This is a genomic window from Agromyces sp. CF514 (assembly GCF_900113185.1).
Lineage (GTDB): Bacteria > Actinomycetota > Actinomycetes > Actinomycetales > Microbacteriaceae > Agromyces.
Window position 1 is genome coordinate 2,222,869 of sequence record NZ_FOZD01000001.1, and the last position, 19,250, is coordinate 2,242,118.

28 protein-coding genes and 1 tRNA gene are annotated in these 19,250 nt (G+C 59.2%); 28 read left to right on the forward strand and 1 reads right to left on the reverse strand.

The features are described from left to right. The first annotated feature begins 95 nt into the window (after positions 1 to 95). The 28 genes from BM342_RS09865 (at position 96) to BM342_RS09975 (ending at position 19,021) form a co-directional block, all read left to right on the forward strand. Positions 96 to 770 (forward strand): lambda exonuclease family protein, encoded by a 675-nt coding sequence (locus tag BM342_RS09865; protein WP_255368652.1) that lies wholly within the window; start codon positions 96 to 98, stop codon positions 768 to 770. Further along, positions 770 to 1,312 carry a hypothetical protein gene (locus BM342_RS19495; protein WP_143109813.1) on the forward strand — a complete coding sequence of 181 codons (543 nt, stop codon included), beginning with the start codon at positions 770 to 772 and terminating at the stop codon, positions 1,310 to 1,312. Before BM342_RS09865 ends, BM342_RS19495 begins: the two co-directional genes overlap by 1 nt. Then, the gene (locus BM342_RS09870) at positions 1,309 to 1,989 is read left to right on the forward strand and encodes a DNA cytosine methyltransferase (protein ID WP_092965270.1); all 681 of its coding nucleotides are present in this window, start codon (positions 1,309 to 1,311) and stop codon (positions 1,987 to 1,989) included. The genes BM342_RS19495 and BM342_RS09870 overlap by 4 nt, the downstream gene beginning before the upstream one ends. 208 nt (positions 1,990 to 2,197) lie before the next feature. Next, entirely contained in the window at positions 2,198 to 2,920 is a 723-nt protein-coding gene (locus tag BM342_RS19500; protein WP_143109814.1) for a hypothetical protein, read from the forward strand. Then, positions 2,917 to 3,333 carry a hypothetical protein gene (locus tag BM342_RS09875; protein ID WP_092965272.1) on the forward strand — a complete coding sequence of 139 codons (417 nt, stop codon included), beginning with the start codon at positions 2,917 to 2,919 and terminating at the stop codon, positions 3,331 to 3,333. Before BM342_RS19500 ends, BM342_RS09875 begins: the two co-directional genes overlap by 4 nt. Before the next feature lie 470 nt (positions 3,334 to 3,803). Continuing rightward, positions 3,804 to 4,190: a hypothetical protein gene (locus BM342_RS09885; protein ID WP_092965276.1), complete on the forward strand. Its 387-nt coding sequence runs from the start codon at positions 3,804 to 3,806 to the stop codon at positions 4,188 to 4,190. Positions 4,191 to 4,266: 76 nt separating this feature from the next. Then, positions 4,267 to 4,524 carry a hypothetical protein gene (locus BM342_RS09890; protein WP_092965278.1) on the forward strand — a complete coding sequence of 86 codons (258 nt, stop codon included), beginning with the start codon at positions 4,267 to 4,269 and terminating at the stop codon, positions 4,522 to 4,524. Then, positions 4,517 to 5,173 (forward strand): hypothetical protein, encoded by a 657-nt coding sequence (locus tag BM342_RS19505; protein WP_143109815.1) that lies wholly within the window; start codon positions 4,517 to 4,519, stop codon positions 5,171 to 5,173. The genes BM342_RS09890 and BM342_RS19505 overlap by 8 nt, the downstream gene beginning before the upstream one ends. A gap of 386 nt (positions 5,174 to 5,559) precedes the next feature. Further along, positions 5,560 to 5,632, forward strand: a tRNA-Leu gene (locus BM342_RS09895). 149 nt (positions 5,633 to 5,781) lie between these two features. After that, positions 5,782 to 6,027, forward strand: coding sequence for a hypothetical protein (locus tag BM342_RS09900; RefSeq protein ID WP_092965280.1), 246 nt, complete (start codon positions 5,782 to 5,784; stop codon positions 6,025 to 6,027). Next, positions 6,005 to 7,120, forward strand: a complete 1,116-nt coding sequence (locus BM342_RS09905; RefSeq protein ID WP_143109816.1) for a hypothetical protein — start codon at positions 6,005 to 6,007, stop codon at positions 7,118 to 7,120. Before BM342_RS09900 ends, BM342_RS09905 begins: the two co-directional genes overlap by 23 nt. A 540-nt stretch (positions 7,121 to 7,660) precedes the next feature. Next, a complete protein-coding gene (locus tag BM342_RS19880) occupies positions 7,661 to 7,813 on the forward strand; it encodes a hypothetical protein (protein WP_177232124.1) in 153 nt (50 codons plus the stop codon). 327 nt (positions 7,814 to 8,140) lie between these two features. After that, complete coding sequence (locus tag BM342_RS19515) at positions 8,141 to 8,338, forward strand: hypothetical protein (RefSeq protein ID WP_177232125.1); 198 nt, start codon at positions 8,141 to 8,143, stop codon at positions 8,336 to 8,338. A 123-nt stretch (positions 8,339 to 8,461) separates the two neighbouring features. Further along, positions 8,462 to 8,944: a hypothetical protein gene (locus tag BM342_RS19520; RefSeq protein WP_143109819.1), complete on the forward strand. Its 483-nt coding sequence runs from the start codon at positions 8,462 to 8,464 to the stop codon at positions 8,942 to 8,944. Then, entirely contained in the window at positions 8,941 to 9,108 is a 168-nt protein-coding gene (locus BM342_RS19885; protein WP_177232126.1) for a hypothetical protein, read from the forward strand. Before BM342_RS19520 ends, BM342_RS19885 begins: the two co-directional genes overlap by 4 nt. Positions 9,109 to 9,937: 829 nt before the next feature. Further along, the gene (locus BM342_RS09920) at positions 9,938 to 10,297 is read left to right on the forward strand and encodes a hypothetical protein (RefSeq protein WP_092965286.1); all 360 of its coding nucleotides are present in this window, start codon (positions 9,938 to 9,940) and stop codon (positions 10,295 to 10,297) included. Then, positions 10,290 to 11,903 carry a hypothetical protein gene (locus tag BM342_RS09925; RefSeq protein WP_092965288.1) on the forward strand — a complete coding sequence of 538 codons (1,614 nt, stop codon included), beginning with the start codon at positions 10,290 to 10,292 and terminating at the stop codon, positions 11,901 to 11,903. The genes BM342_RS09920 and BM342_RS09925 overlap by 8 nt, the downstream gene beginning before the upstream one ends. A gap of 18 nt (positions 11,904 to 11,921) precedes the next feature. Next, positions 11,922 to 13,418 (forward strand): phage portal protein, encoded by a 1,497-nt coding sequence (locus BM342_RS09930; protein ID WP_092965290.1) that lies wholly within the window; start codon positions 11,922 to 11,924, stop codon positions 13,416 to 13,418. A 49-nt stretch (positions 13,419 to 13,467) separates the two neighbouring features. Continuing rightward, complete coding sequence (locus BM342_RS09935; RefSeq protein ID WP_143109820.1) at positions 13,468 to 14,235, forward strand: hypothetical protein; 768 nt, start codon at positions 13,468 to 13,470, stop codon at positions 14,233 to 14,235. Between the two features lie 61 nt (positions 14,236 to 14,296). Continuing rightward, a complete protein-coding gene (locus BM342_RS19525) occupies positions 14,297 to 14,908 on the forward strand; it encodes a hypothetical protein (RefSeq protein ID WP_143109821.1) in 612 nt (203 codons plus the stop codon). A gap of 19 nt (positions 14,909 to 14,927) precedes the next feature. Then, positions 14,928 to 15,746 carry a phage major capsid protein gene (locus BM342_RS09945; RefSeq protein WP_143109822.1) on the forward strand — a complete coding sequence of 273 codons (819 nt, stop codon included), beginning with the start codon at positions 14,928 to 14,930 and terminating at the stop codon, positions 15,744 to 15,746. Between the two features lie 9 nt (positions 15,747 to 15,755). Continuing rightward, the gene (locus BM342_RS09950) at positions 15,756 to 16,316 is read left to right on the forward strand and encodes a hypothetical protein (protein ID WP_092965298.1); all 561 of its coding nucleotides are present in this window, start codon (positions 15,756 to 15,758) and stop codon (positions 16,314 to 16,316) included. Further along, a complete protein-coding gene (locus BM342_RS19530) occupies positions 16,313 to 16,699 on the forward strand; it encodes a DUF6093 family protein (RefSeq protein WP_255368655.1) in 387 nt (128 codons plus the stop codon). The genes BM342_RS09950 and BM342_RS19530 overlap by 4 nt, the downstream gene beginning before the upstream one ends. Position 16,700: 1 nt before the next feature. Continuing rightward, a complete protein-coding gene (locus tag BM342_RS09955) occupies positions 16,701 to 17,102 on the forward strand; it encodes a hypothetical protein (RefSeq protein ID WP_092965300.1) in 402 nt (133 codons plus the stop codon). Further along, positions 17,099 to 17,506, forward strand: a complete 408-nt coding sequence (locus BM342_RS09960; protein ID WP_092965302.1) for a hypothetical protein — start codon at positions 17,099 to 17,101, stop codon at positions 17,504 to 17,506. Before BM342_RS09955 ends, BM342_RS09960 begins: the two co-directional genes overlap by 4 nt. 123 nt (positions 17,507 to 17,629) lie before the next feature. Beyond that, on the forward strand, positions 17,630 to 18,136 hold the full coding sequence (locus BM342_RS09965) for a phage tail tube protein (RefSeq protein WP_092965304.1): 507 nt from the start codon (positions 17,630 to 17,632) through the stop codon (positions 18,134 to 18,136). Positions 18,137 to 18,218: 82 nt separating this feature from the next. After that, positions 18,219 to 18,650, forward strand: coding sequence for a hypothetical protein (locus BM342_RS09970; protein WP_143109824.1), 432 nt, complete (start codon positions 18,219 to 18,221; stop codon positions 18,648 to 18,650). Positions 18,651 to 18,751: 101 nt separating this feature from the next. After that, on the forward strand, positions 18,752 to 19,021 hold the full coding sequence (locus BM342_RS09975; RefSeq protein WP_143109825.1) for a hypothetical protein: 270 nt from the start codon (positions 18,752 to 18,754) through the stop codon (positions 19,019 to 19,021). Here BM342_RS09975 and BM342_RS09980 read toward each other — a convergent pair. Further along, positions 19,018 to 19,227 carry a hypothetical protein gene (locus BM342_RS09980; protein ID WP_092965310.1) on the reverse strand — a complete coding sequence of 70 codons (210 nt, stop codon included), beginning with the start codon at positions 19,225 to 19,227 and terminating at the stop codon, positions 19,018 to 19,020. The genes BM342_RS09975 and BM342_RS09980 overlap by 4 nt on opposite strands. Positions 19,228 to 19,250 lie beyond the last annotated feature (23 nt).

The window sequence follows — 19,250 nt, forward strand, 5'->3', positions numbered from 1 at the left end:
CGTGAACACTACCTCGACGACGAATCCTTCGAACGTGCCGACGCAGACTACTGGGCCTGATACGACGCCGAAGAATCCAAACGGAAGGACTACCAGTGATCACGACTTACGCCGAGCTCGAGCAGGGCAGCGACGAATGGTTGGCTGCCCGTTGTGGTCTACTCACCGCATCCACCATCGGACGCCTCATCACACCGTCAACGCTCAAGACCGCGGACAACGACACGTCACGCGGACTCACCCTCACACTCGCAGCCGAACGCATTACCGGTCACGTCGAATATGTGCACCCCACGTTGGACATGCAACGCGGCACAGAGGACGAACCCGAAGCCCGAGCCGTATACGCCGACCACAACGCACCCGTCCAAGAAATCGGGTTCGTCACACTCGAACAACACGGCTACACCATCGGCTACTCACCAGACGGGTACGTGGGCGACGACGGGCTAATTGAGATCAAGTCCCGTAAGCCCGACAAGCACATTGCCCATGTTCTCGCAGGCAAACCACCGCTCTACAACATGGCCCAAATGCAGGCCGGCATGTACATCACCGGCCGTGAATGGTGCGACTACGTGTCGTTCAGCGGCGGACTCCCGTTGTGGGTGTCGCGCGTCTACCCCGAGCAGCGCTGGTACGACGCCATCGACACTGCCGCACGTGCGTTCGAGGAAAACGTGACCGCAATCGTCAACAACTTCACGAACGCCACCCAAGGTCTACCAATGACCGAACGGCGACCCGAACTTGAGGAGATCCGATTCTGATGGACATCTCACGAACTGTTGAACCGCGCTCCGACCAGCTCAACTTCGACGACCTCGCAGTTGCATCAAAAACCGTCACCATCAGTGAAGCGCGACCCGGCACAGCAGAACAGCCCGTCGAACTCCACCTCGTCGAGTTCCCCGGACGACCCTACAAACCCGGCAAATCCATGCGACGCGTACTCATCCAGGCGTGGGGTGCAGAAGCATCCGTATACGTCGGACGCACCCTCGAACTCTACGGCGACCCAACCATCCGGTTCGGGAAAGACGCTGTCGGGGGCATCAGGATTCGCGCACTCAGTCACATCGACAAGCCGCTCACCGTGAATCTGACGGTGACCCGCGGACAACGGAAACCGTTCGTCGTTCAGCCGCTCACCGTCACACCCGTACGCGACTGGCTGGCGGAGCTCGAGCTCGCCGGGGGTGACGTCACAGCACTCGAAGCACTCGGCAAAGCAGCACGCACAGCAGGAGCGTCGGAAACGGTCGTCGACAAGATCCGTGCCGGCTACCAGAAAGCAAAGGACGGCGCATGAGAATACTCGACCTGTTCTGCTGTGCAGGAGGAGCCGGCGTTGGGTATTCCCGCGCCGGCTTCGACGTTGTTGGCATCGATGTGAAACCTCAACGAAATTACCCGTTCGAGTTTCACCAGGCTGACGCGATCGAGTATCTGTCAGAGCACGGTCACGAGTTCGACGCAATCCACGCTTCACCCCCCTGCCAGCTGTACTCGATTACGAGCAATGCTCACACCAACGAGCATCCTGATCTTGTCGGACCGACCAGGGAGGCACTTGTCGCGTCCGACAAACCGTACGTGATCGAGAACGTCGAGGGCGCACCACTAATGGAACCGCTGTTGCTCTGCGCTAGCGAGTTCGGTCTTCGAGCCCCAGACGTGGATGGTGTCGAGCTCGCGCTGAAACGGCATCGACTGTTCGAGTCGAACGTGTGGCTCATGGGGGCCGGGGGTTGCCGCCACGACGGGACACAGATCGCAGGCTCGTACACGGGAAGTCGCCACCGGAAGCCGGAGCATCGAGACAACCCGGAGAGACGCGGCGGTTACACGCCCGCACTGACGGTGAGGCGCGAACTAATGGGTATCGACTGGATGAACGAACACGAGCTCGCCCAGGCAATCCCGCCCGCGTACACGGAGTTCATTGGGCACCAACTGATGACACACCTGATGGAGGTGGCCGCATGACCGAATGTGTGAAATGCCGCGACTGGGGCAAGTACGAGACCCACGCCGATCACTGGCCGCCCGCAAGCGAGTCGCCGCATGACTGACTTCTTCTTAACGTCGGAGGATTGCGCGCGTTGTGGTTCTCATGCCGGAAGCGCACACGTTTTCTGCCACCCATGCGTGATCGAGGGGCAAGAGTTTCACATGCTGACAAGGAGGTGAGTTAGTGCCGAAAGATGATCGCCTGTATGGAAGGTTCACACTCGATTTCGCTGATTCGCCGAAGATTGCCCCCCTGTCAGACATCGCGTTTCGGACCCTGGTCGAGATGACTTTGCATTCACGGCGCATGTTGGATGACGGGTTCGTTGACGCGCGCATTGTGGCAAAGAAGTGGAAGAAGAAAGCGGTCGATGAACTGTGTATCAACGACACAGAAAAGCCGTCACTGATTCGTGTCGATGGCGGATTTCGCATCCACGACTTCGCCGAGCATCAGCAGACCCGCGCGGATATTGACAAGAAGCGGGAGGCGGGTCGTGCGGGTGGTCTAGCACGTGCTCAAGCACATGCTAAGGCGGATGCTCAAGCACCTTCCAAGCTATTAACAGAGACAGAGACAGAGACACCTTCTTCTACGAAGAAGGAGAACACTCCCGCTTCGCGGGGGTCACGGTTGGATCCTTCATGGCTTCCCTCTGCTGACGATGTAGCGAAAATCAAGAGCGAGTGCCCGGACGTTGACCCTCAACGCGAGCATGCGGTGTTTGTCGATTACTGGGTGGCTGTTCCTGGCACGAAGGGCATCAAACGGGACTGGTCGGCGACGTGGCGGAATTGGATGCGTCGGAAGCAGTCGGATTCGTCGGGTCGTCGTCCGTCGCCGTCTGAGAAGGCTCGTCGGACTGTGATGTTGGCAACAGATTTGGTAGGGGAGTTGGAAGCATGACGTATTTCGGGAAGAAAGCGGTGCTCGAGTTCAGGCTCTCATGGCCGCAATCGTCAAACCGCTTCGACAACTTCTGCCGATTGGAAGCGACGGATCGGGCGTCGGGTATGCGCGTGTTCGAAGCGGAGTTCACAGCGGAAGAGTTCGCGGGCTTGATGAGTAATCGGGGGGCGAAGGTGGAGGCTGATCTGCTTTCGGATGGCCGGTATTCGCGCGTCTCTCAGCAATACGTGCACGAGGCGGTCCCGTTGCCGAAGGAGTTCGTTAGACATCTTGGCCGGCAGCCCAGCGACGAGATGATCGCTTGGGCTGAGAGGGCTTCCGATGGGTGGGAGGGCTCCAATTGGTCTCGTCATAACTTCGGGTGGTCGCTGACTGTTTACAGATACAAGGCGGCTGATGAACAGGCATGAGGTTGCGAAGGTGTTGGCGAAGATCCAGCTGGGCGACAACCGGCAGGTTGACGAGCTTGTGTTGAACGAGTGGGCGGACACGATCGGGCACCTCGACTTCGCTGATGCGATTGCTGGTGTCCGTATGCACCGTCAGGAGTCTGCGGCGTGGATTATGCCGGCGCATGTGATTGCGAACGCTCACCGTGCACGTAGGGACCGGTTGCCGTTGAACGCTGTTGAGGCGTCGTCTCGTGAATGCAGCACGCATGCGGGGTATCCGTTGCCGTGTCTCAGATGCGAGGCAATCTGATGACCTATCAGGAGATGACGTCGGACTCACTGTTTACCGCGTTCCTGGCTGGTGTTGGTCCGGAGCGTATGTATGACGACGAGTTGCGGATGTTCAGGTTTTTTCAATCGCATCCGGGGCAGTCGATGTTTCGGGCTGTTGAGGCGGCGATTGAGGCTTACGAAAAGGGGAGAAATTAATGGCTGAGGTTTCGTTTGTTGCGTTCGTGGAGGACGTGCTTGATGGGAAGAACGGCGCGTGGGGTTTGAAGACGGCTGAGGCTCATTCGCGTAAGGACGAGTCAGGTCAGTGGCAGACCGTTAGTCGTACGTTTCGGACGGTGAAGGCTGCTTATGAGACGACCATCAATTTCGGCATCTTTGCGAAGGGCGACAAGGTCAAGGTGGTTGGTAAGGAATCGACTGAGGTTCGCGAGTACCAGGGGAAGAAGTTTTACGACCTGATCGTGAAGGCTGAGAGCGTCGTGCCGTTCCAGTCGAACCGTGAGCCTGTCGGTGTGTCTGTGGCACCGGCTGCTGACACGTGGACTGCTGCACCCGCATACACGGACGAAACGCCGTTCTGACCATTTTCGTATCCGCAAACACGGGGTCGTCACTTACTGGGTGGCGGCCCCGAACTGTTCCCAGAAGGAGACAAACGTGGACTACCCAGAAGCACTCGTCGAGAAGGTTGCGTTTGCGATGTTCGATGCGCAGACAGTGGGCAGGGGCATTGGGGGGCAGACGCTTGGCCCACCGCCCGAGATTTGGTACACGCTCGCGAATGCTGCGCTCGACGCTATCGGGCTGCAAGAAGATCGGCGCACGGTTGTCCTCGCAGGGAACGACACGCCCGTGAAGGCCAAGCCCGGAAAGTGGTTGCGCTACACGACTGGTTGGGAGGCGATTCGTGACTGACGACTTGCAGGCTGCTGTTGCCGCGTTGACGGTGACACAAACACGGAAACTCATCGACTGCACATGCCCTCAACATGGCGGCAAGAAGTCGCACGTCTTCGAGGATGCGCCGTTGCTCGTGCAGCTCGAGGAAGCAATCCGTTCATCCATCGGGGGCAGCATGTCCGGTGCCGGTCTCGCGTCAACCAGGAACCTGCTCGACCCGGCAGCCCTGTACCAGTCAATGCTCATTACGGATGCGATTGGTTCGTGGTGTCGACTCGCGGGGGTGAAGCCGACCCGTGATGCATCGGCTGATCTGGTTGCGTGGCATGCAGCCAGCCCGGATGCCGGCGAGTTCTATACTGCACAGCTCGTTGGGTGGGCTGAGTTCATCCGGGCGAAGATGGATCCCACGAAGGCGCTCGAGGTTTCGGGTGCATGCCCGGAGTGCGGGGCGACCGTGTGGGCCGATCTGGACGGTGTTGAGCATCCGAGACCGGTGCTGCTGACTTACCACCCGGAAGACCCGTTGACTACCGTTGCGGCGTCGTGCAGGTCTGCTGAATGCTTCGCAGAATGGCAAGGTGAAATGGCTGTGAGGCTGTTGAGGGCGCAGATTGATTCTGACCCGGCAGCGTTGCTTGCGTTTCTGCGAAATTCTGGCTAAACTGAGAGTGCGCTCTAGGACTCTGTCCTCAGGGCGCTTTCTGCTTCCTCGGCACGTTCGCCTAAACGTATGTGGAGCCACCCGCAACCCATGGTTGTGCGGTGAGCCTTTGGTTATCACGCGAACTTGTGGTCCGGGGATCATCGTCCCTGTCAGCCTCACAAGGGTTGGTGGGTGACTAGCCGCGACTGATTGCGGCGTAATCGCTCCTTGTCGGGAGTGCGACGTGTCTCATGCCCCTTAGGGGTGTTGGGCGTCGGGGGCTGTATGTCGGCCCTGCTGAGAGCACAGTGAGCAATCGCAGACATCCGCCACGTAAGCGGGGCGCGCGAGACAACCAGAGGTGCTGCCACCTCACTAAGGCCTCGCGGCCCCGCTTCGTGTGCCCCGGTGTAGCCCAACGGAAGAGGCAACGCCTTCAAGTCGCGTTCAGTGCGTGTTCGAATCACGCCACCGGGACTCATAAACAACGTGAACCCCAAACCGGGATGGCTGGCGTGCCGCATCTCAGGGCTATCCGTTCATAAGTGCTGGGCCGGCAGACGCATTCCGGCCACAACTCAACATGGTCACCTTCACTCTGGTTCCCCTGAGGAGGGCGAACAATCATGGCGCTTGCAGACCGTAAGCAGCTCGACGACAAAAAGCCCGCATTCGAACGGTGGATCGATTCGCTCTCCACCAGCAACCGTGCCGTCATCGACGGATGGTTGGCGGACCTGAACATTTCAAACCAGCGCATCGCTGACTGGATCCGTGACGACGACGAGGACGACGACTTCACGGGTTACCCGGCTGGGAAAGACACGATTGCGATTGCGAGGCGTGCCCGTGGCTTTGTCAGATCGGCTTAAGCAGCCCACCGCGAAAGAGACGCCTTACACGCCCCGCACCGAGTTCGATGGCCAGTCTGGGTTCATTCAGACTGGCCCGCTAGCAGAAGCACCGAAGTCGCACACGGAACTCCTCGAGCTGTTCGGGTACGACCCGGCCGAGGTTCGCATCACTGGTGCGCCGCGTGTATCGAAGTGGCAGACGTACGACGAACGTTGGTTGTCGTCGTACCGGTTCACAATCGAACCCGTCCACGACTCCCGTGTTGAAGACCTGTACGCGATCATCAAGAAGCACCGGGCGCACAAGCCGGTTGGTGTCGGTTCGTCGGTGTTCAACTTCCAGGCTGGCGATTTGCAGCTCGGCAAAGTGGACGCGGGCGGATCCGAAGGAATCGTTGAGCGGTACCTTGCATCCGTGGATTCGGCTAAAGCCGAATTTCGCCGCCTGCGGAAAACACGCAATATCGGAACCATCAACCTCATGTTCCCCGGCGACTGTATCGAGGGCAACCAGTCGCAGAACGGCCGCAACTTTTGGCGCACCGACCTGACGATTACCGAGCAGGTTCGAGTGTTTCGCCGTCTGCTAATGCATACGGTGTCCGCCTTTGCGCCACTTACTGACGAACTTCTTGTTCGTGTTGTCGGTGGCAACCACGACGAGGTACAACGCTTCCAAGCCACGAAGCCCGGCGACAACCATGCAACCGAAGCTGCCGTCGCAGTGTCCGACGCTATCGCGTTGAACGGTGACGCTTACGGGCACGTCAAGGTTGAGATCCCATCCGAAGACAAGTCACACATGACTGTCGCGGCGGGGGACACGATCTTCACGATTGTCCACGGTCACCAGTGGCGCCGTAATGGTGCGATGCAGTGGTGGCAGGGGCACACGTTCAATGGCGGTAATCCTGGTGCGGCTCACATTCTCGCGCACGGCCATTGGCATGCGTGGGAGCTCGAGACGACCGGGAACCGTACCCGCATTTGTGGTGCCACGTTCGAGGGTGCGTCTGAGTGGTTTGAGGAGAACACGGGTGGTACGGCGGCTAAGGGCGGTCTGGTGTATACGACGTCTGCTGGTCGCGTGTCTGACCTGAGTTTGGTGTGAACCCGTATGAGTTCATCCGCTGATAACAACCGTTGTGGCTTTATCCCGTTCGCTCTTTTTCCGGGGGTGGTGTTGTGCGTGTTCGTGTTTGGTGGGTTGTTGCGTTTGTGGCGGCTGTTTGGGCGTCGTTCACGTACAACGGGTTCGTCGTGCTCGCGTCGGTCTTGTTGGTCGGCGTGTTTGGTGTGCATGTCCGACCAGAAATGACACTCGAAACGGCTATTGAACAGTGGTCGCGTGATGCCAGTTGACCGGTACCTGACAGCCGCCGACCGTTGCGATTGGCGTGGTTGTGGTGCGGCAGCTTATGCGCGCATCTATTTCGAGGCCACACCTAAGCCTGTGTTCATCCAGGCGTGCGGTCACCACTTCCAGAATGCTCCGGCCTCGTTGTTGGAGCGATCGATGTATCACCTCGACGAAACGGAATGGATCAATGCCTGAGGGCGACCGCGAAAGCATGTTCGAGACAGAAGACGGGGATGTCTGGTGCTGCGAGAGGTGCTACCGGATCGCACGCGACACCGGAGAGATCGACTGATGATGGATCAGGTTGCAGCGGTTGAACGGATCATCGGCCGCACGTTCTACCGTGAGCCGGCGACCGTGGATGAGCCGCACCGTGTCCTGTATGACGGAGAGGGCGACTGGCTGCTCGGGACCGACTGTCATGTGGGTGAAGATGTCGCGTGAGTGGCATGAGCCGGTTGTTGCGAACAGGTGCGCCGCCGAATGCCAAGGACACGTCTGCGTGCGCACCACAGGCCACCCCGACGTAACAGAACACAAATGCTTCTGCGAGGAGATGTTCTAAATGGCCGACTGCCGGACATGCTCAAATAAAGCCGACCGGTCATGCAAATGCGGTGCCGCACTCTGCCCCCGACACGCTCACTATTACGTCGACGAATCCAACCGGGCCGTGACCGCATCATCCCTACCAACCTGCCCTGCATGCGCAGGCATACGAATCAAACGCCCGTACACCGAGTGGCAGGCAATCGAAGCGTTGGAGTGGTGATGATCGAGTTCCTTCTCCAGCAACTCTGCGACGAAGACGCACCACTCATCGGCTTCATCACCCTCCAACGCAACGACGACGGCAACATCATCGCCGTCCAACACAAAGTGAAACGACACGAACCCAGACCCGAAGAGTTCGTCACCTCACTGCGATGGATGGCAGAAGCAATCGAAATCGAAGGACTACCCGAATGAGCGAATACGACGCCAACAACACAGGCCGAACCGACTGGACACTCGTCATCGCCAACCTCCACAACGCCGGCGAACACGACGCCGCAGAAACACTCGCCAACACCTAAACAGTGGGAGGCCAACATGATCACAGGACAAGTTGGCCTCATCCCGCAAGACGGCTACTGGTTCTCACGCCTCATCGCATGGGTCACTGGCTCCCAGTACACGCACATTGTTGTTGCGATCAACGAGAACCAGTGCGTCAGTGCAGAACCAGGCGGCGCACGAGTCAGGCCCATCAGCTTCTACCCCGGCATTGTGTGGTCGCGATACCCGTTGCGCACATGGCAGCGACGCCGCATCGTGCGATACGCGGTTAGTCGCATCGGTACCCCATACGCAACCGCCGACTTCATCGCAGCCGGCATTGCGATCATCACCCGCACGAGAACACCCGACTGGTTGGCTGCGTACGTCGAAGACGATGAACGCCTCATCTGCTCACAACTCTGCGACCTCGCATTGCAGGCAGGCAACATCCACGTCTTCCACGACTACCGACCAGCAGGCGCCGTCGTACCCAGCTCATTCGAGAAAGTCTTTAGAGCAAGAGGATGGCTATGAACCGGGCAGAACTCCTCGCCGAACTCAACGCCGCTGTCGAAGAACTATTCGCAGCCGTCGACGCAACAACACACGGATGGACTGTCGACCCTCACGACTCGACGCCCAACACGCTCGCCGTTGAAGACGCAGCAGACCACATCGAACAACTGCTAGGGGAATGATGCACATCTGCGACCTCTGCGGATCCGAATCAGCATCAGTCTCAGCCATGCTCGCCTGCGTCGAACAATGCGAAACAGAAGCAGCAAACACACGCGACTACTTCGCACGCTACAACCCCAACCACCGCGACTAGGGGTGTGACAGCAGGGGCATACCAGGGCAGCGGACAACCGGGGGCAGAAGTGCCACCCCCATCCCTCACCCCACCAACAGCCAATAGGTGGTGAACCATCATGCGTGTCTGCTCAGTACACGGATGCCCAACCATCTACGACAGCACATCCTCCCGCTGCCCCACCCACACCCGCATGGCGGACAAGGGTAGGGGCACGGCAACTGAGCGAGGCTACACATCCAAAGGACACCAGCGCTTCCGTGATGCGGTACTCACACGAGACCCCATCTGTGTCCTATGTGGTGTAGCCCAAGCCACCATCGCAGACCACCACCCACGCTCACGCAAAGAACTACTCGAGCTACACATGGACGCTAACGACCCACGGCACGGCAGAGGACTTTGCAAGCACTGTCACGACACACAGACAGCACAACACCAACCCGGTGGCTGGCACACGCTCTGACACCGCTCCGGGGTGCGCGTAGGGGTGGGGGGAGACCCTGGTACAACGCGTGCTACAGAACCGCCGGAGAGGTGATCGTCGGGTCTGTCAGGTCAAACATCTTCGAGGCCCCCGCAATGGGGGCCCTTTTTCATGCCCGCGCAATGCGGAATTGGAGGTTCTGATGCCTAGTGGTGGACACGGTAATAGTGGTCCGGCGCGTGATCCGAATGCGTTGCGTCGGGATCGTGCTGATGATGGTGCTTGGGTGACTTTGCCGACTGTTTTTGACGGTGATGCGCCGGCGTGGCCGCTCGAGTTGCTGACGGGGACTGAGTCGGCCCTTTGGGATGAGCTTTGGCTCAAGCCGCAGGCTGCGATGTGGTCGAAGCTCGGTTTGAAGTTCCAGGTTGCGGCGTATGTGCGTGCGTACCTTGAGTCGGTTGAGCCGGGTGCTGTGAACGGTTTGAAGACGGGTGTTCTTCGCATGGAGGCGGAGTTGGGTCTGTCGATTCCGGGGATGACTCGTCTCGGGTGGAAGTTCGCTGAGGATGAGGTTGCTGAGGTTCGGCAGGAAAAGCAGCGGGCGGTGAGCGCGCGGGACAGGTTGAGGGCTATCAATGGCTAAGCCGCTGATGGTTGCTGTTGAGTGGGTTGAGGCTCACTGTGTCATCCCTGACCAGGATCACCGTGGGGAACCGTTTCTGCTGGGTGATGAGCAGTTGGCTTTCATGGCCAACCATTACCGGGTGAAGGACACCGCGCAGGTTGGTGAGAAGGCTCCCGCATTCGTGTACAGGCGTTCGCAGCTTGTGCGCGCACAGAAGTGGGGCAAGTCTCCGCTGGTCGCCGCGTTTGTGTGCGTTGAGGGTGTCGGGCCTGTGACGTTTGCCGGGTTCGCTCGTGGTGGTGAGGTGTATGACTGCCGCGACTATCGCTGCGGTTGCGGTTGGTCGTACGTGTATGAGGCCGGCGAGCCGATGGGTTCGCCGTGGTCGTCGCCGCTTATCCAGATCACTGCGACGTCTGAGGATCAGACGGCGAACACGTATGACGCTTTGCGGCCGATGATTGAGCTCGGCCCGTTGTCGGATGTGATTCCGAAGACGGGTGAGGAGTTTATTCGTCTGCCTGGTGGTGGTCGCATTGATGCTGTGACGTCTGCGGCTACTTCACGTCTTGGTCAGCGCATCACGTTTGCTGTGCAGGATGAGACTGGTTTGTGGCTCGAGACCAATGGCGGTTGGAAGCTGTCGAAGAATCAGCGTCGTGGTCTTGCTGGTATGGGTGGTCGTTCGATTGAGACGACGAACTCGTGGAATCCGACTGAGAACAGTGTCGCTCAGCGGACGCACGAGTCGTTGGCGAAGGACATCAACAAGGACTTCCAGCAGCCCCCCGCCAACCTTGACTTCAAGAACAAGGCCGATCGCCGACGCATCTTCGAGATCAACTACGCGGCGGCTCCCTGGGTGTCCGTCGATGCTGTCGAGGCTGAGGCTTCGGAGTTGATGGAGACGGACGCTGCGGATGCGGAGCGGTTCTTCGGGAACCGGATTGTGGCCGGCTCGGGTGCATGGTTCGACATGGTGAAGTGGGCTGACCGTAAGGCGAAGGCTCCCGTCACGGTGTCGTTTCGGACGAAGGTGTGTCTGGGGTTCGACGGTTCGGATAACAACGACCACACGGGTATCCGGTTGGAGACGTTGGGTCAGTATCAGTTCACGCCGACGTATGGTGCGGCGTCTTTGCCGACGTTGTGGGATCCGCGGAAGTGGTCTGGTCGTGTGCCTCGTGCGGAGGTGAACGCTGCTGTTGATGAGCTTGCGACACAGTTCGAGATTGTGCGTGCGTACTGTGACCCGCAGTTTTGGGAGACCGAGATTGACACTTGGGCGTCGAAGTATGGCGAGAAGGTGTTCATTAAGTGGCCGACGAACCGTATCGGTCAGATGTGGGCTTCTCTCGAGCGGTTCAAGACTGATGTGGGGAATGCGGAGTCGCCGTTCACGCATGACGGTGATGAGACGGTTGCCGCGCATATCCGGAATGCGGTGGTGCGTTCGCGTGCGATGAACAGTTTGACGAAGGAACGTCAGTACATCATCGGTAAGCCGGAGGAACACCAGAAGATCGACTACGCAATGTCGTCGGTGCTCGCCCATGACGCGGTGATGGATGCCATTGCTGGTGGGGCGCTTGAGGAAGATCCAGACGAATACGTGTATTTCTGAGACCTAGTTGGAGGCTCTATGAGTGCCACGGACGCCCTCCACATGGTGAACCGCCTGTATGCCCGCCTGAATGGTCGCCGGCCTGAGTTTGATCAGCGTGAACAGTATTACGAGGGCAATCAGCCTTTGACGTTTGCGACTGAGGAGTGGAAGCGGGCGAATGCGTCCAGGTATGCCGATTTTTCGGATAACTGGTGTGGTTCGGTTGTTGATGCTGAGGCTGAGCGTCTGCGGTATACGGGTGTGAAGTTGGATGAGTCGACGTATGGGGATGCGGCGAAGAAGCTTCATGAGCAGTGGTTGTTGAACGAGATGGACATGCAGTCGTCGCAGGGGTTTGTGGCGTCTTTGACGTCGTCGCGGTCGTATGTGATTGTGTGGGCTGACCCGTTCACGCAGCAGCCGACGATCTCTTGGGAGCATGGCGCTGACGTTGAGATTGAGTATGACTGGGCTAACTCGAGGGTTCGTACGGCGGCGTTGAAGACGTGGGCTGATTCTGGGTTCGAGTATGCGACGTTGTACACGCCGAATTGGGTGTGGAAGTTTCAGCGGTTGCGGTCTCAGGCGCGTGTTGCGGAGGCGTCACAGGCGGATCAGTCGCGGGTGCGTAACGCGGGCTCTACGGGCGGCTGGGTGGCTCGTGAGGTGCATGGTGAGCCGTGGCCGTTGGTGAACCCGATGGGTGTTGTGCCTGTTGTGGAGTTCGCGAACCGTCCGACGTTGAAGGGTGACCCGCGGTCTGAGATTCAGGGTGTCATTCCGATGCAGAACGCGATCAACCTGTTGTGGGCGTACCTGTTTTTGGCTGCTGATTATGCGTCGATGCCGGCGCGTGTGGTGTTGCATCAGGGTCCGCCGAAGATGCCTGTCCTTGATTCTGAGGGTAAGCAGATTGGTGAGAAGGCTGTCGATATTAAGGATCTTGCTGAGAAGCGGCTCCTGTATTTGTCGGGTGCTGACACTGCGATTGATTCGTGGGAGTCTGCGAAGTTGGACGTCTTCACGGGGGTTATTGAGAAGGCGGTCGGGCATATTGCGGCTCAGACGCGTACGCCTCCGACGTATCTGGTGTCGACGGCGGGCATGTCGAATGTGAACGGCGAGGGGTTGAAGGCTTCCGAGATTGGGTTGGTGAAGAAGTCGCTCGAGTTCCAGTCGTTTGCGTCGCCTGCGATTCGTGAGGTGTACCGGCTGGTTGCGTTGGTGTTGGGTGACCAGTCGTTGGCGCAGGCCGCACGTTTGGCGACGGTCACTTGGGCTAACCCGGAGATTCGTTCTGAGGCGCAGCTTGCGGATGCCTTGTTGAAGAAGAAGCAGCTTGGTTACCCGCTCGAGTACCTGATGGAAGTTGACGGGTTGGACCCGGTCGATATTGCGCGGGTGTTGAAGATGCGTGAGGAAGAGCTGAATGACCCGCAGATTGCGGCTGCCATGAGGGGGCTTGATGATTCCTCAGGCGGCTCAGGATCAGTACCGTCGTCAGCAGGTAGTGGCGGGGGCGACGGCAGCTAGCGTCAAGAAGTTGTGGCGGACACTCGGGGACGATTTCTCGAATGACTGGGTGTACGCCCGCCCTCGCGTTCTTGCGGTGGTGCAGCAGGGGCGTGATGCGGCTGTTCGTTTGGCGGCACCGTATACGGCTGCTGTGTTGGTGGAGACGGATCAGGTTGCGTCTGGTGTGGGCGAGATTAATCCCACCCGGTTCACGGTGGCTGCCCCGGATGGTCGTCCGATGGGTTCTCTTCTGGATGAGTCGGTCATCGCGACGAAGGTTGCGGTGAAGCAGGGCACATCCGTCGATGAGGCGTTGCAGTCGGGTGGTTCGCATCTGATCCGTGACGTTCTGACCGTGTTGGCGGATACTCGCCGGCAGGTGTATTCGGCGGACATCACGCAGCGTCCTGGCGTTGCCGGGTATACGCGGATGCTGAATACGCCTTCGTGCTCGAGGTGCGTCATGTTGGCGGGTCGCTGGTACCGGTGGTCTCAGGGATTCCAGCGGCATCCGCGGTGCGATTGCATGCACATTCCGTCGTCGGAGAACCGTGCGGGTGATTTCCGTACGGACCCTCAGGCGTACTTCGACTCACTGTCCGGGGCCGAGCAGGATCGTGTGTTCACGAAGCATGGTGCTCAGGCGATCCGTGACGGCGCGGACATGAACCGTGTCGAGAACGTGCGCCTGCGTGGCCTTGGTACTGAGACGTCTCACCGGAAGTTCGGCACCCCGTACCGGTTGACGGTCGACGACATCTACAGGAATGCGGGTACGCGTGCCGACGCGATCCGTCTCCTCACTATGGAGGGCTTTATCCGCCCGTCCGTTTGACTTCCCGCTCCTCGCGGGACAGGCCGCGCAACGCGGCAACCAACCAACTAGGAGCAATTCCATGTCGGAAGAAATCGTCGACCCTGTCGACACTGAAATTGTTGAGACCCCTGCTGATGGTGAGGCGCCTATTGAGGGTGCTGATGCTCTTGGTGATGCGGGGAAGAAGGCTCTCGACGCGATGAAGGCGGAGCGCAAGGCTGCGAATGATCGTGCGAAGGCTGCTGAGGCTAGGGCTGCTGAACTGGCTGCGAAGCTTGAGGGCCGTGAGGCTGAGCATGCTGCGGAGCAGGAGCGTCAGCGGGCGAAGGATGACGCGTTGGCTGCGGCTAACAAGCGGATCCTTGCCGCGCAGCTCAAGCTCGAGGCGAAGGGGAAGCTCGCGGACGTGTCCGATGCGCTCCTGAACATCAATCTTGACGATTTTGAAGTGTCGGATGACGGCGATGTCGATTCTGACGCGCTGCTCGCTGCGATCGACGACCTGTTGGCACGCAAACCGCATCTTGCTGCGGATAAGCGCCGTTTCGATGGTGCCGCGGATCAGGGTGCGCAGGTGCCGCAGCGTCTCACGCAGTTGTCGGCTGCGGATCTCGAAAACATGTCTCTCGCTGAGGTGAACCAGGCACGCCGTGAAGGGCGTTTGAACCGGGCTCTCGGCATCGATTCTTAAAGAAAGGCGGTAGCCGCTAATGGCTATTACCAACTTCATTCCTACGGTGTGGGATGCCGCTCTTCTTGAGCGTTTCAACACCTCGAACATTCTGATTCCGGCGTTGAACCACCAGTACGAGGGTGTTCTTTCGGCTGGTAACACGGTGAAGATCACCGCTGTTACGACTCCGACGATCGTTGACTATGCTGCGGCTTCGCGTGTGATCACGCCGGCTCAGATGTCGGACACGACTCAGTCGTTGGTCATCAACCAGGAGAAGGCGTTCTCGTTCATCGTTGATGACATTGACCGGGTGCAGTCGGCTGGTTCGTTTGAGCCTGTCACCCGTGATGCTGGTGCTGCGCTTGCTGAGGATGCTGAGGCGACCGTTATTGCGGCGCTTAAGGCGAACGGCACTTCGGCTGGTACTGGGGCGATCACGACCGCTGACCTTGCGTATGCGGCTGTTGTGTCGATCCGTCAGAACCTTGTGAAGGCGAACGTTCCCTCGTCCGACCGTATCCTTGCGGTTTCGCCCGAGTTTGCGTCGCTGTTGCTCGGTTCGGCGTCGAAGCTGACCAGCTTTGACCCGGTGGGTGACCAGCCCATCCGTAACGGTGTCCTCGGTCGTCTCCTCGGCTTCACGGTCGTTGAGCACCCGCAGCTCACCCACACGTCGAACCGTCCTGCGGCTATCGGCTTCCACGCCCCTTCGGTGGCGTATGTCGGTCAGATCCAGAAGACCGAGGCTGGTCGTATGGAGAACAAGTTCGCTGACTACATCCGTGGTCTGAACGTGTACGGCACGAAGGTTCTGCGCGCTACGTCGGTGCAGACCTACCTGCCTGCTTCCTAAGGAGTAACGGTGGACGCATTCGCAACGTTTCAGGATCTTGAGGCCCGGTTGAATCGGGTCTTTTCTGTTGATGAGCAGGAGTGGATCACGACGCTGTTGGAGGATGCGTCCACCTATCTTCGTGAGGATGTTATTGGGTTGCAGGTGTTCCCGCAGTCGACGGTGACGTTTACTGCGTGGCCGTCGAATGGTGAGGTTGTTTTGCCTCAGCAGCCTGTGGTTGGTGCGCCGACTGTGTTTGTTGGTGCGACTGAGATTGGGTTTGTGCTTCGTGATGGCGTGTTGTTTGTTGACACGGATGATGAGGTGACGGTCACGTTCACGTATGGGTATGCGTCGGCTCCTGAGGGGTTGAAGCGTTGGGCGTGTGTGTTGGTGTCGCAGGCGTTGATTCCGCTTGAGCTGAATTTGGGTTTGACGGTTGGCGGGTTGTCGTCGGTTGCTTTGGATGATTTCAAGGCTGCGTTTGCTGATGGTGGCGAGGGGACGGGCATGAGCCTGTCTGACCGGAATGTGGCTTTGATTCGCCGGCAGTACTCCACGGATGTTCATGTGGGGGGTACGCGGTGAGCATTGTTGCTGGTGCGCAGGCGTGGGGGCAGGCGCTCGCGGAGTCTCTGATGGTCGACACGGTTCTGATTCGTCGTAAGGGGCCGAAGGTTTTGAATCCGTCGACTGGTGAGCTCGAGTTCACATGGTCGACGATCTACAGCGGCAAGTGTCGTCTGGTGTTGCGTTCGGGTGTTGTGCGTGATGTTGATGCGCAGTCTCAGCTTCTGGCGGTGCAGGGTCCGCGTCTGGATGTGCCTGTTGCGGGTACGTCTGGGGTGCGTGCGGATGATGAGTTCACGATTACGGCGGGTGAGACGGCTGGTGTTACGGGTCGTGTTGCTGGCCGGTTTGATCAGTCGTTGAAGTCTGCCCGACGTCTGCCGGTCGAGGTTTGGAGCTGACATGGGTGACGGTTTCAGCTTCGATTTCGACGAGGTGACGAAGTTGGCCGCGGATCTTGGTAGGGCTCCTGCGAAGGCTGCTCCGAAGATCATTGCTGCGGTTGAGGCTACGGCGATTGCGGTTCGGGATGACTGGCGTGAGCCGTTGTCTGGGTCGGAGCATGTGCCGGGTGGTGCTGGGACTGTGACGCACGAGTTGCGGGGCGCCGCTTCTGCGATCACTGGCATGTCGGCTGTGACGGCGGAGATCGGTCCGGTTTTGCGTGGCCAGGGTCCGCTTGTCGGCATGCTCGAGTACGGCACTCCGAAGACTGGTGCGCGGGGCTTTGGTGCTGAGGCGTTGTTCCGTAATCAGCAGAAGTTTGAGGACGCGATTAACGAGGCGGGGGAGATTGAGCTATGACTGCTGAACTCCATCACGCGGCGATCATGGCCCGTATTCGTGCTGATTCACAGTTGACGGCGACGACGTACGAGTTGGGTGAGGTTCCGGATCCTGCACCGTCACGGTATGTGGTTGTGCAGTCGGATTTGGGGCAGCGTTCTCAGGCGCGTTTTAGTGGCGGCAAGGTTGGCCTTCTGACGCGGCATTACGTGTATTGCGTGGGGATGGTTGCGTCTCAGGCGCGTTGGGTTGGTGGGCGTATCGAAGCCCAGCTGCTCGACTACCAGCTCACTGTTACGGGCCGGAATGTTCGCAAGCCGGCCGAGTGGTATGCCCGCCCCGTCATCCTCGACAAGGATGGCCCGTTCCCTTTGCCGTTCGGTGTGATCGTGTTCGACCTTTACTCGGAACCATCTGCCTGACCCGAACTACTTAGAGAGCCCCGCCCTTGTGCGGGGTTTTCGCATTTAAGCGACCCGCCAAACCCGGTGGGTAACCCGGTCCTGCGGGTCTCCTGCCAGGACTCGATCTAGAAGGAGAAACGTATGCCCGCAGAAACTGTCCCGGCATCTACCCAGTCCGATGGTAAATGGCGGATTACGACGGTCCCGATCGGTTCGAACGCGCTCAGCGTTGCGATTCTGAATGGTGCCACGTCGAAGCCCATCACGTACGGTCTGACCGCTGACGGTTGGAACTACAGCAAGACGCAGGCGACCGTTGAGGACAAGCGTCTGACCCTGATCGCGAACCTTGCCCGTCCGGGTAAGACGACTGAGACGTGGGAGGTCAAGTGTGTTGAGTCGGCTGTTGCTGACACGGCGGATGCGATCTTCTCGGCTCTCGCAATCTCGGGTGCGACGATCCAGCTCAACGTGCGTCGTGCTGTTGACAATGCGACGACTCACACGATCGGTCAGATTGCTGACATTCACACGGTCGTTGTTGGTACGCGTCGCCCGCAGGCACCTGTTGAGAACGGTGTCGACACGGTTGCGTACACGTTGTACCCGGTTTTGCCGACTGTGAACGGTGGCGTTCTGGTCGCGTAAATGAGACGGCCGGGGCGGGTTCCCCCACAACCCGCCCCGGCTTCAAACACTCGTGGGGTTTCGACTTGTGGGGAGTAGGACATTGAGTTTCAAGGATGATTTGGCAGCGGCTAAGGCTGCCGTTGCGCCGGCTAAGTCTCCGGTGATTGAGGTGGCGGTTCACGGCAAGCTTCACCAGGTGGTGTTCTACCGTGCGTCGTCCGTGGATTGGTCGCATGCGGCGATGAAGCATCTGCCGCGCATGGATGTCGCGTTGGATCGCAAGAACGGGTACGACCTTGCTGGTGTTTCGCGTGAGATTTCCGCGAAGTACGGCCGGGTGCTCGAGGGCGATGTCGAGACTCAGATGCCTGCCGAGGATTGGGTTGATTTCTGGACTGTCATTGCTCCGGCGTCTGCTCGTGACATTGAGGCGTCGGTGTGGCATCTGCATGAGTTTGATGCGGAGCGGGAGATTGAGGACGCAAAAAAAGCATCCAAGCGTCGCCCCGTCTCGCGGAAGAAGTCCGGCTAGCCGCAGCTCAGAACGTTTCAGTCCGCCGTCTGGGTGGTTGGGAGCCGGCTGAGGTTACGACGTTCGAGTATGACGGCGACCGTCTGGTGCGAGCTGTCACGGTGCGTGAACCTGAGTGGACGCCTGACGTGGTGGCCTTGCATCTTGCGGCGCTGCGGCTCGAGGCGGATATGGGCACGCATGGCATCCCAATGTCCGAGGCGACGGACGCAGCGTACGCGGGTCAGTGGATCACTAACGATAAGCCTCGTGTGGATTACGTGAAGCTCAAGCTCAACCAAGAGCAGGAGCGCTACTACGAGGCGCATCCTGACGTTCGCAAGGACCGCCCGGCACACATCTGGTATGTGAAGGGCCGTGAAGAGGGTTAAGACCCGAGGTTCACGAGCGCGAGGATTCCGGCGATGAGTGCGGTGATCAGTGCCGCGCCGAAGAACCAGACCGCTGTTCCGATTCCGGATGTGACGACGAAGATCAGGCCGGCTCCGAAGATGACGGCGGCGATGATCAGTGCGTTTGCCCAGCGGGGGCGGGTCGGCGTGGTGTGCCGGTATTCGGAGAACTGGTTCTCGGTCATGTCCGCACTGTAGCGCTTGGGCG

Coding starts and splice junctions, on each gene's coding strand:
- BM342_RS19495 (WP_143109813.1), top strand. CDS start 770: ATGGACATCTCACGAACTGTTGAACCGCGCTCCGACCAGCTCAACTTC.
- BM342_RS09870 (WP_092965270.1), top strand. CDS start 1,309: ATGAGAATACTCGACCTGTTCTGCTGTGCAGGAGGAGCCGGCGTTGGG.
- BM342_RS09875 (WP_092965272.1), top strand. CDS start 2,917: ATGACGTATTTCGGGAAGAAAGCGGTGCTCGAGTTCAGGCTCTCATGG.
- BM342_RS09885 (WP_092965276.1), top strand. CDS start 3,804: ATGGCTGAGGTTTCGTTTGTTGCGTTCGTGGAGGACGTGCTTGATGGG.
- BM342_RS09900 (WP_092965280.1), top strand. CDS start 5,782: ATGGCGCTTGCAGACCGTAAGCAGCTCGACGACAAAAAGCCCGCATTC.
- BM342_RS19880 (WP_177232124.1), top strand. CDS start 7,661: ATGATGGATCAGGTTGCAGCGGTTGAACGGATCATCGGCCGCACGTTC.
- BM342_RS19515 (WP_177232125.1), top strand. CDS start 8,141: ATGATCGAGTTCCTTCTCCAGCAACTCTGCGACGAAGACGCACCACTC.
- BM342_RS19520 (WP_143109819.1), top strand. CDS start 8,462: ATGATCACAGGACAAGTTGGCCTCATCCCGCAAGACGGCTACTGGTTC.
- BM342_RS19885 (WP_177232126.1), top strand. CDS start 8,941: ATGAACCGGGCAGAACTCCTCGCCGAACTCAACGCCGCTGTCGAAGAA.
- BM342_RS09925 (WP_092965288.1), top strand. CDS start 10,290: ATGGCTAAGCCGCTGATGGTTGCTGTTGAGTGGGTTGAGGCTCACTGT.
- BM342_RS09930 (WP_092965290.1), top strand. CDS start 11,922: ATGAGTGCCACGGACGCCCTCCACATGGTGAACCGCCTGTATGCCCGC.
- BM342_RS19525 (WP_143109821.1), top strand. CDS start 14,297: ATGTCGGAAGAAATCGTCGACCCTGTCGACACTGAAATTGTTGAGACC.
- BM342_RS09945 (WP_143109822.1), top strand. CDS start 14,928: ATGGCTATTACCAACTTCATTCCTACGGTGTGGGATGCCGCTCTTCTT.
- BM342_RS09955 (WP_092965300.1), top strand. CDS start 16,701: ATGGGTGACGGTTTCAGCTTCGATTTCGACGAGGTGACGAAGTTGGCC.
- BM342_RS09960 (WP_092965302.1), top strand. CDS start 17,099: ATGACTGCTGAACTCCATCACGCGGCGATCATGGCCCGTATTCGTGCT.
- BM342_RS09965 (WP_092965304.1), top strand. CDS start 17,630: ATGCCCGCAGAAACTGTCCCGGCATCTACCCAGTCCGATGGTAAATGG.
- BM342_RS09980 (WP_092965310.1), bottom strand. CDS start 19,227: ATGACCGAGAACCAGTTCTCCGAATACCGGCACACCACGCCGACCCGC.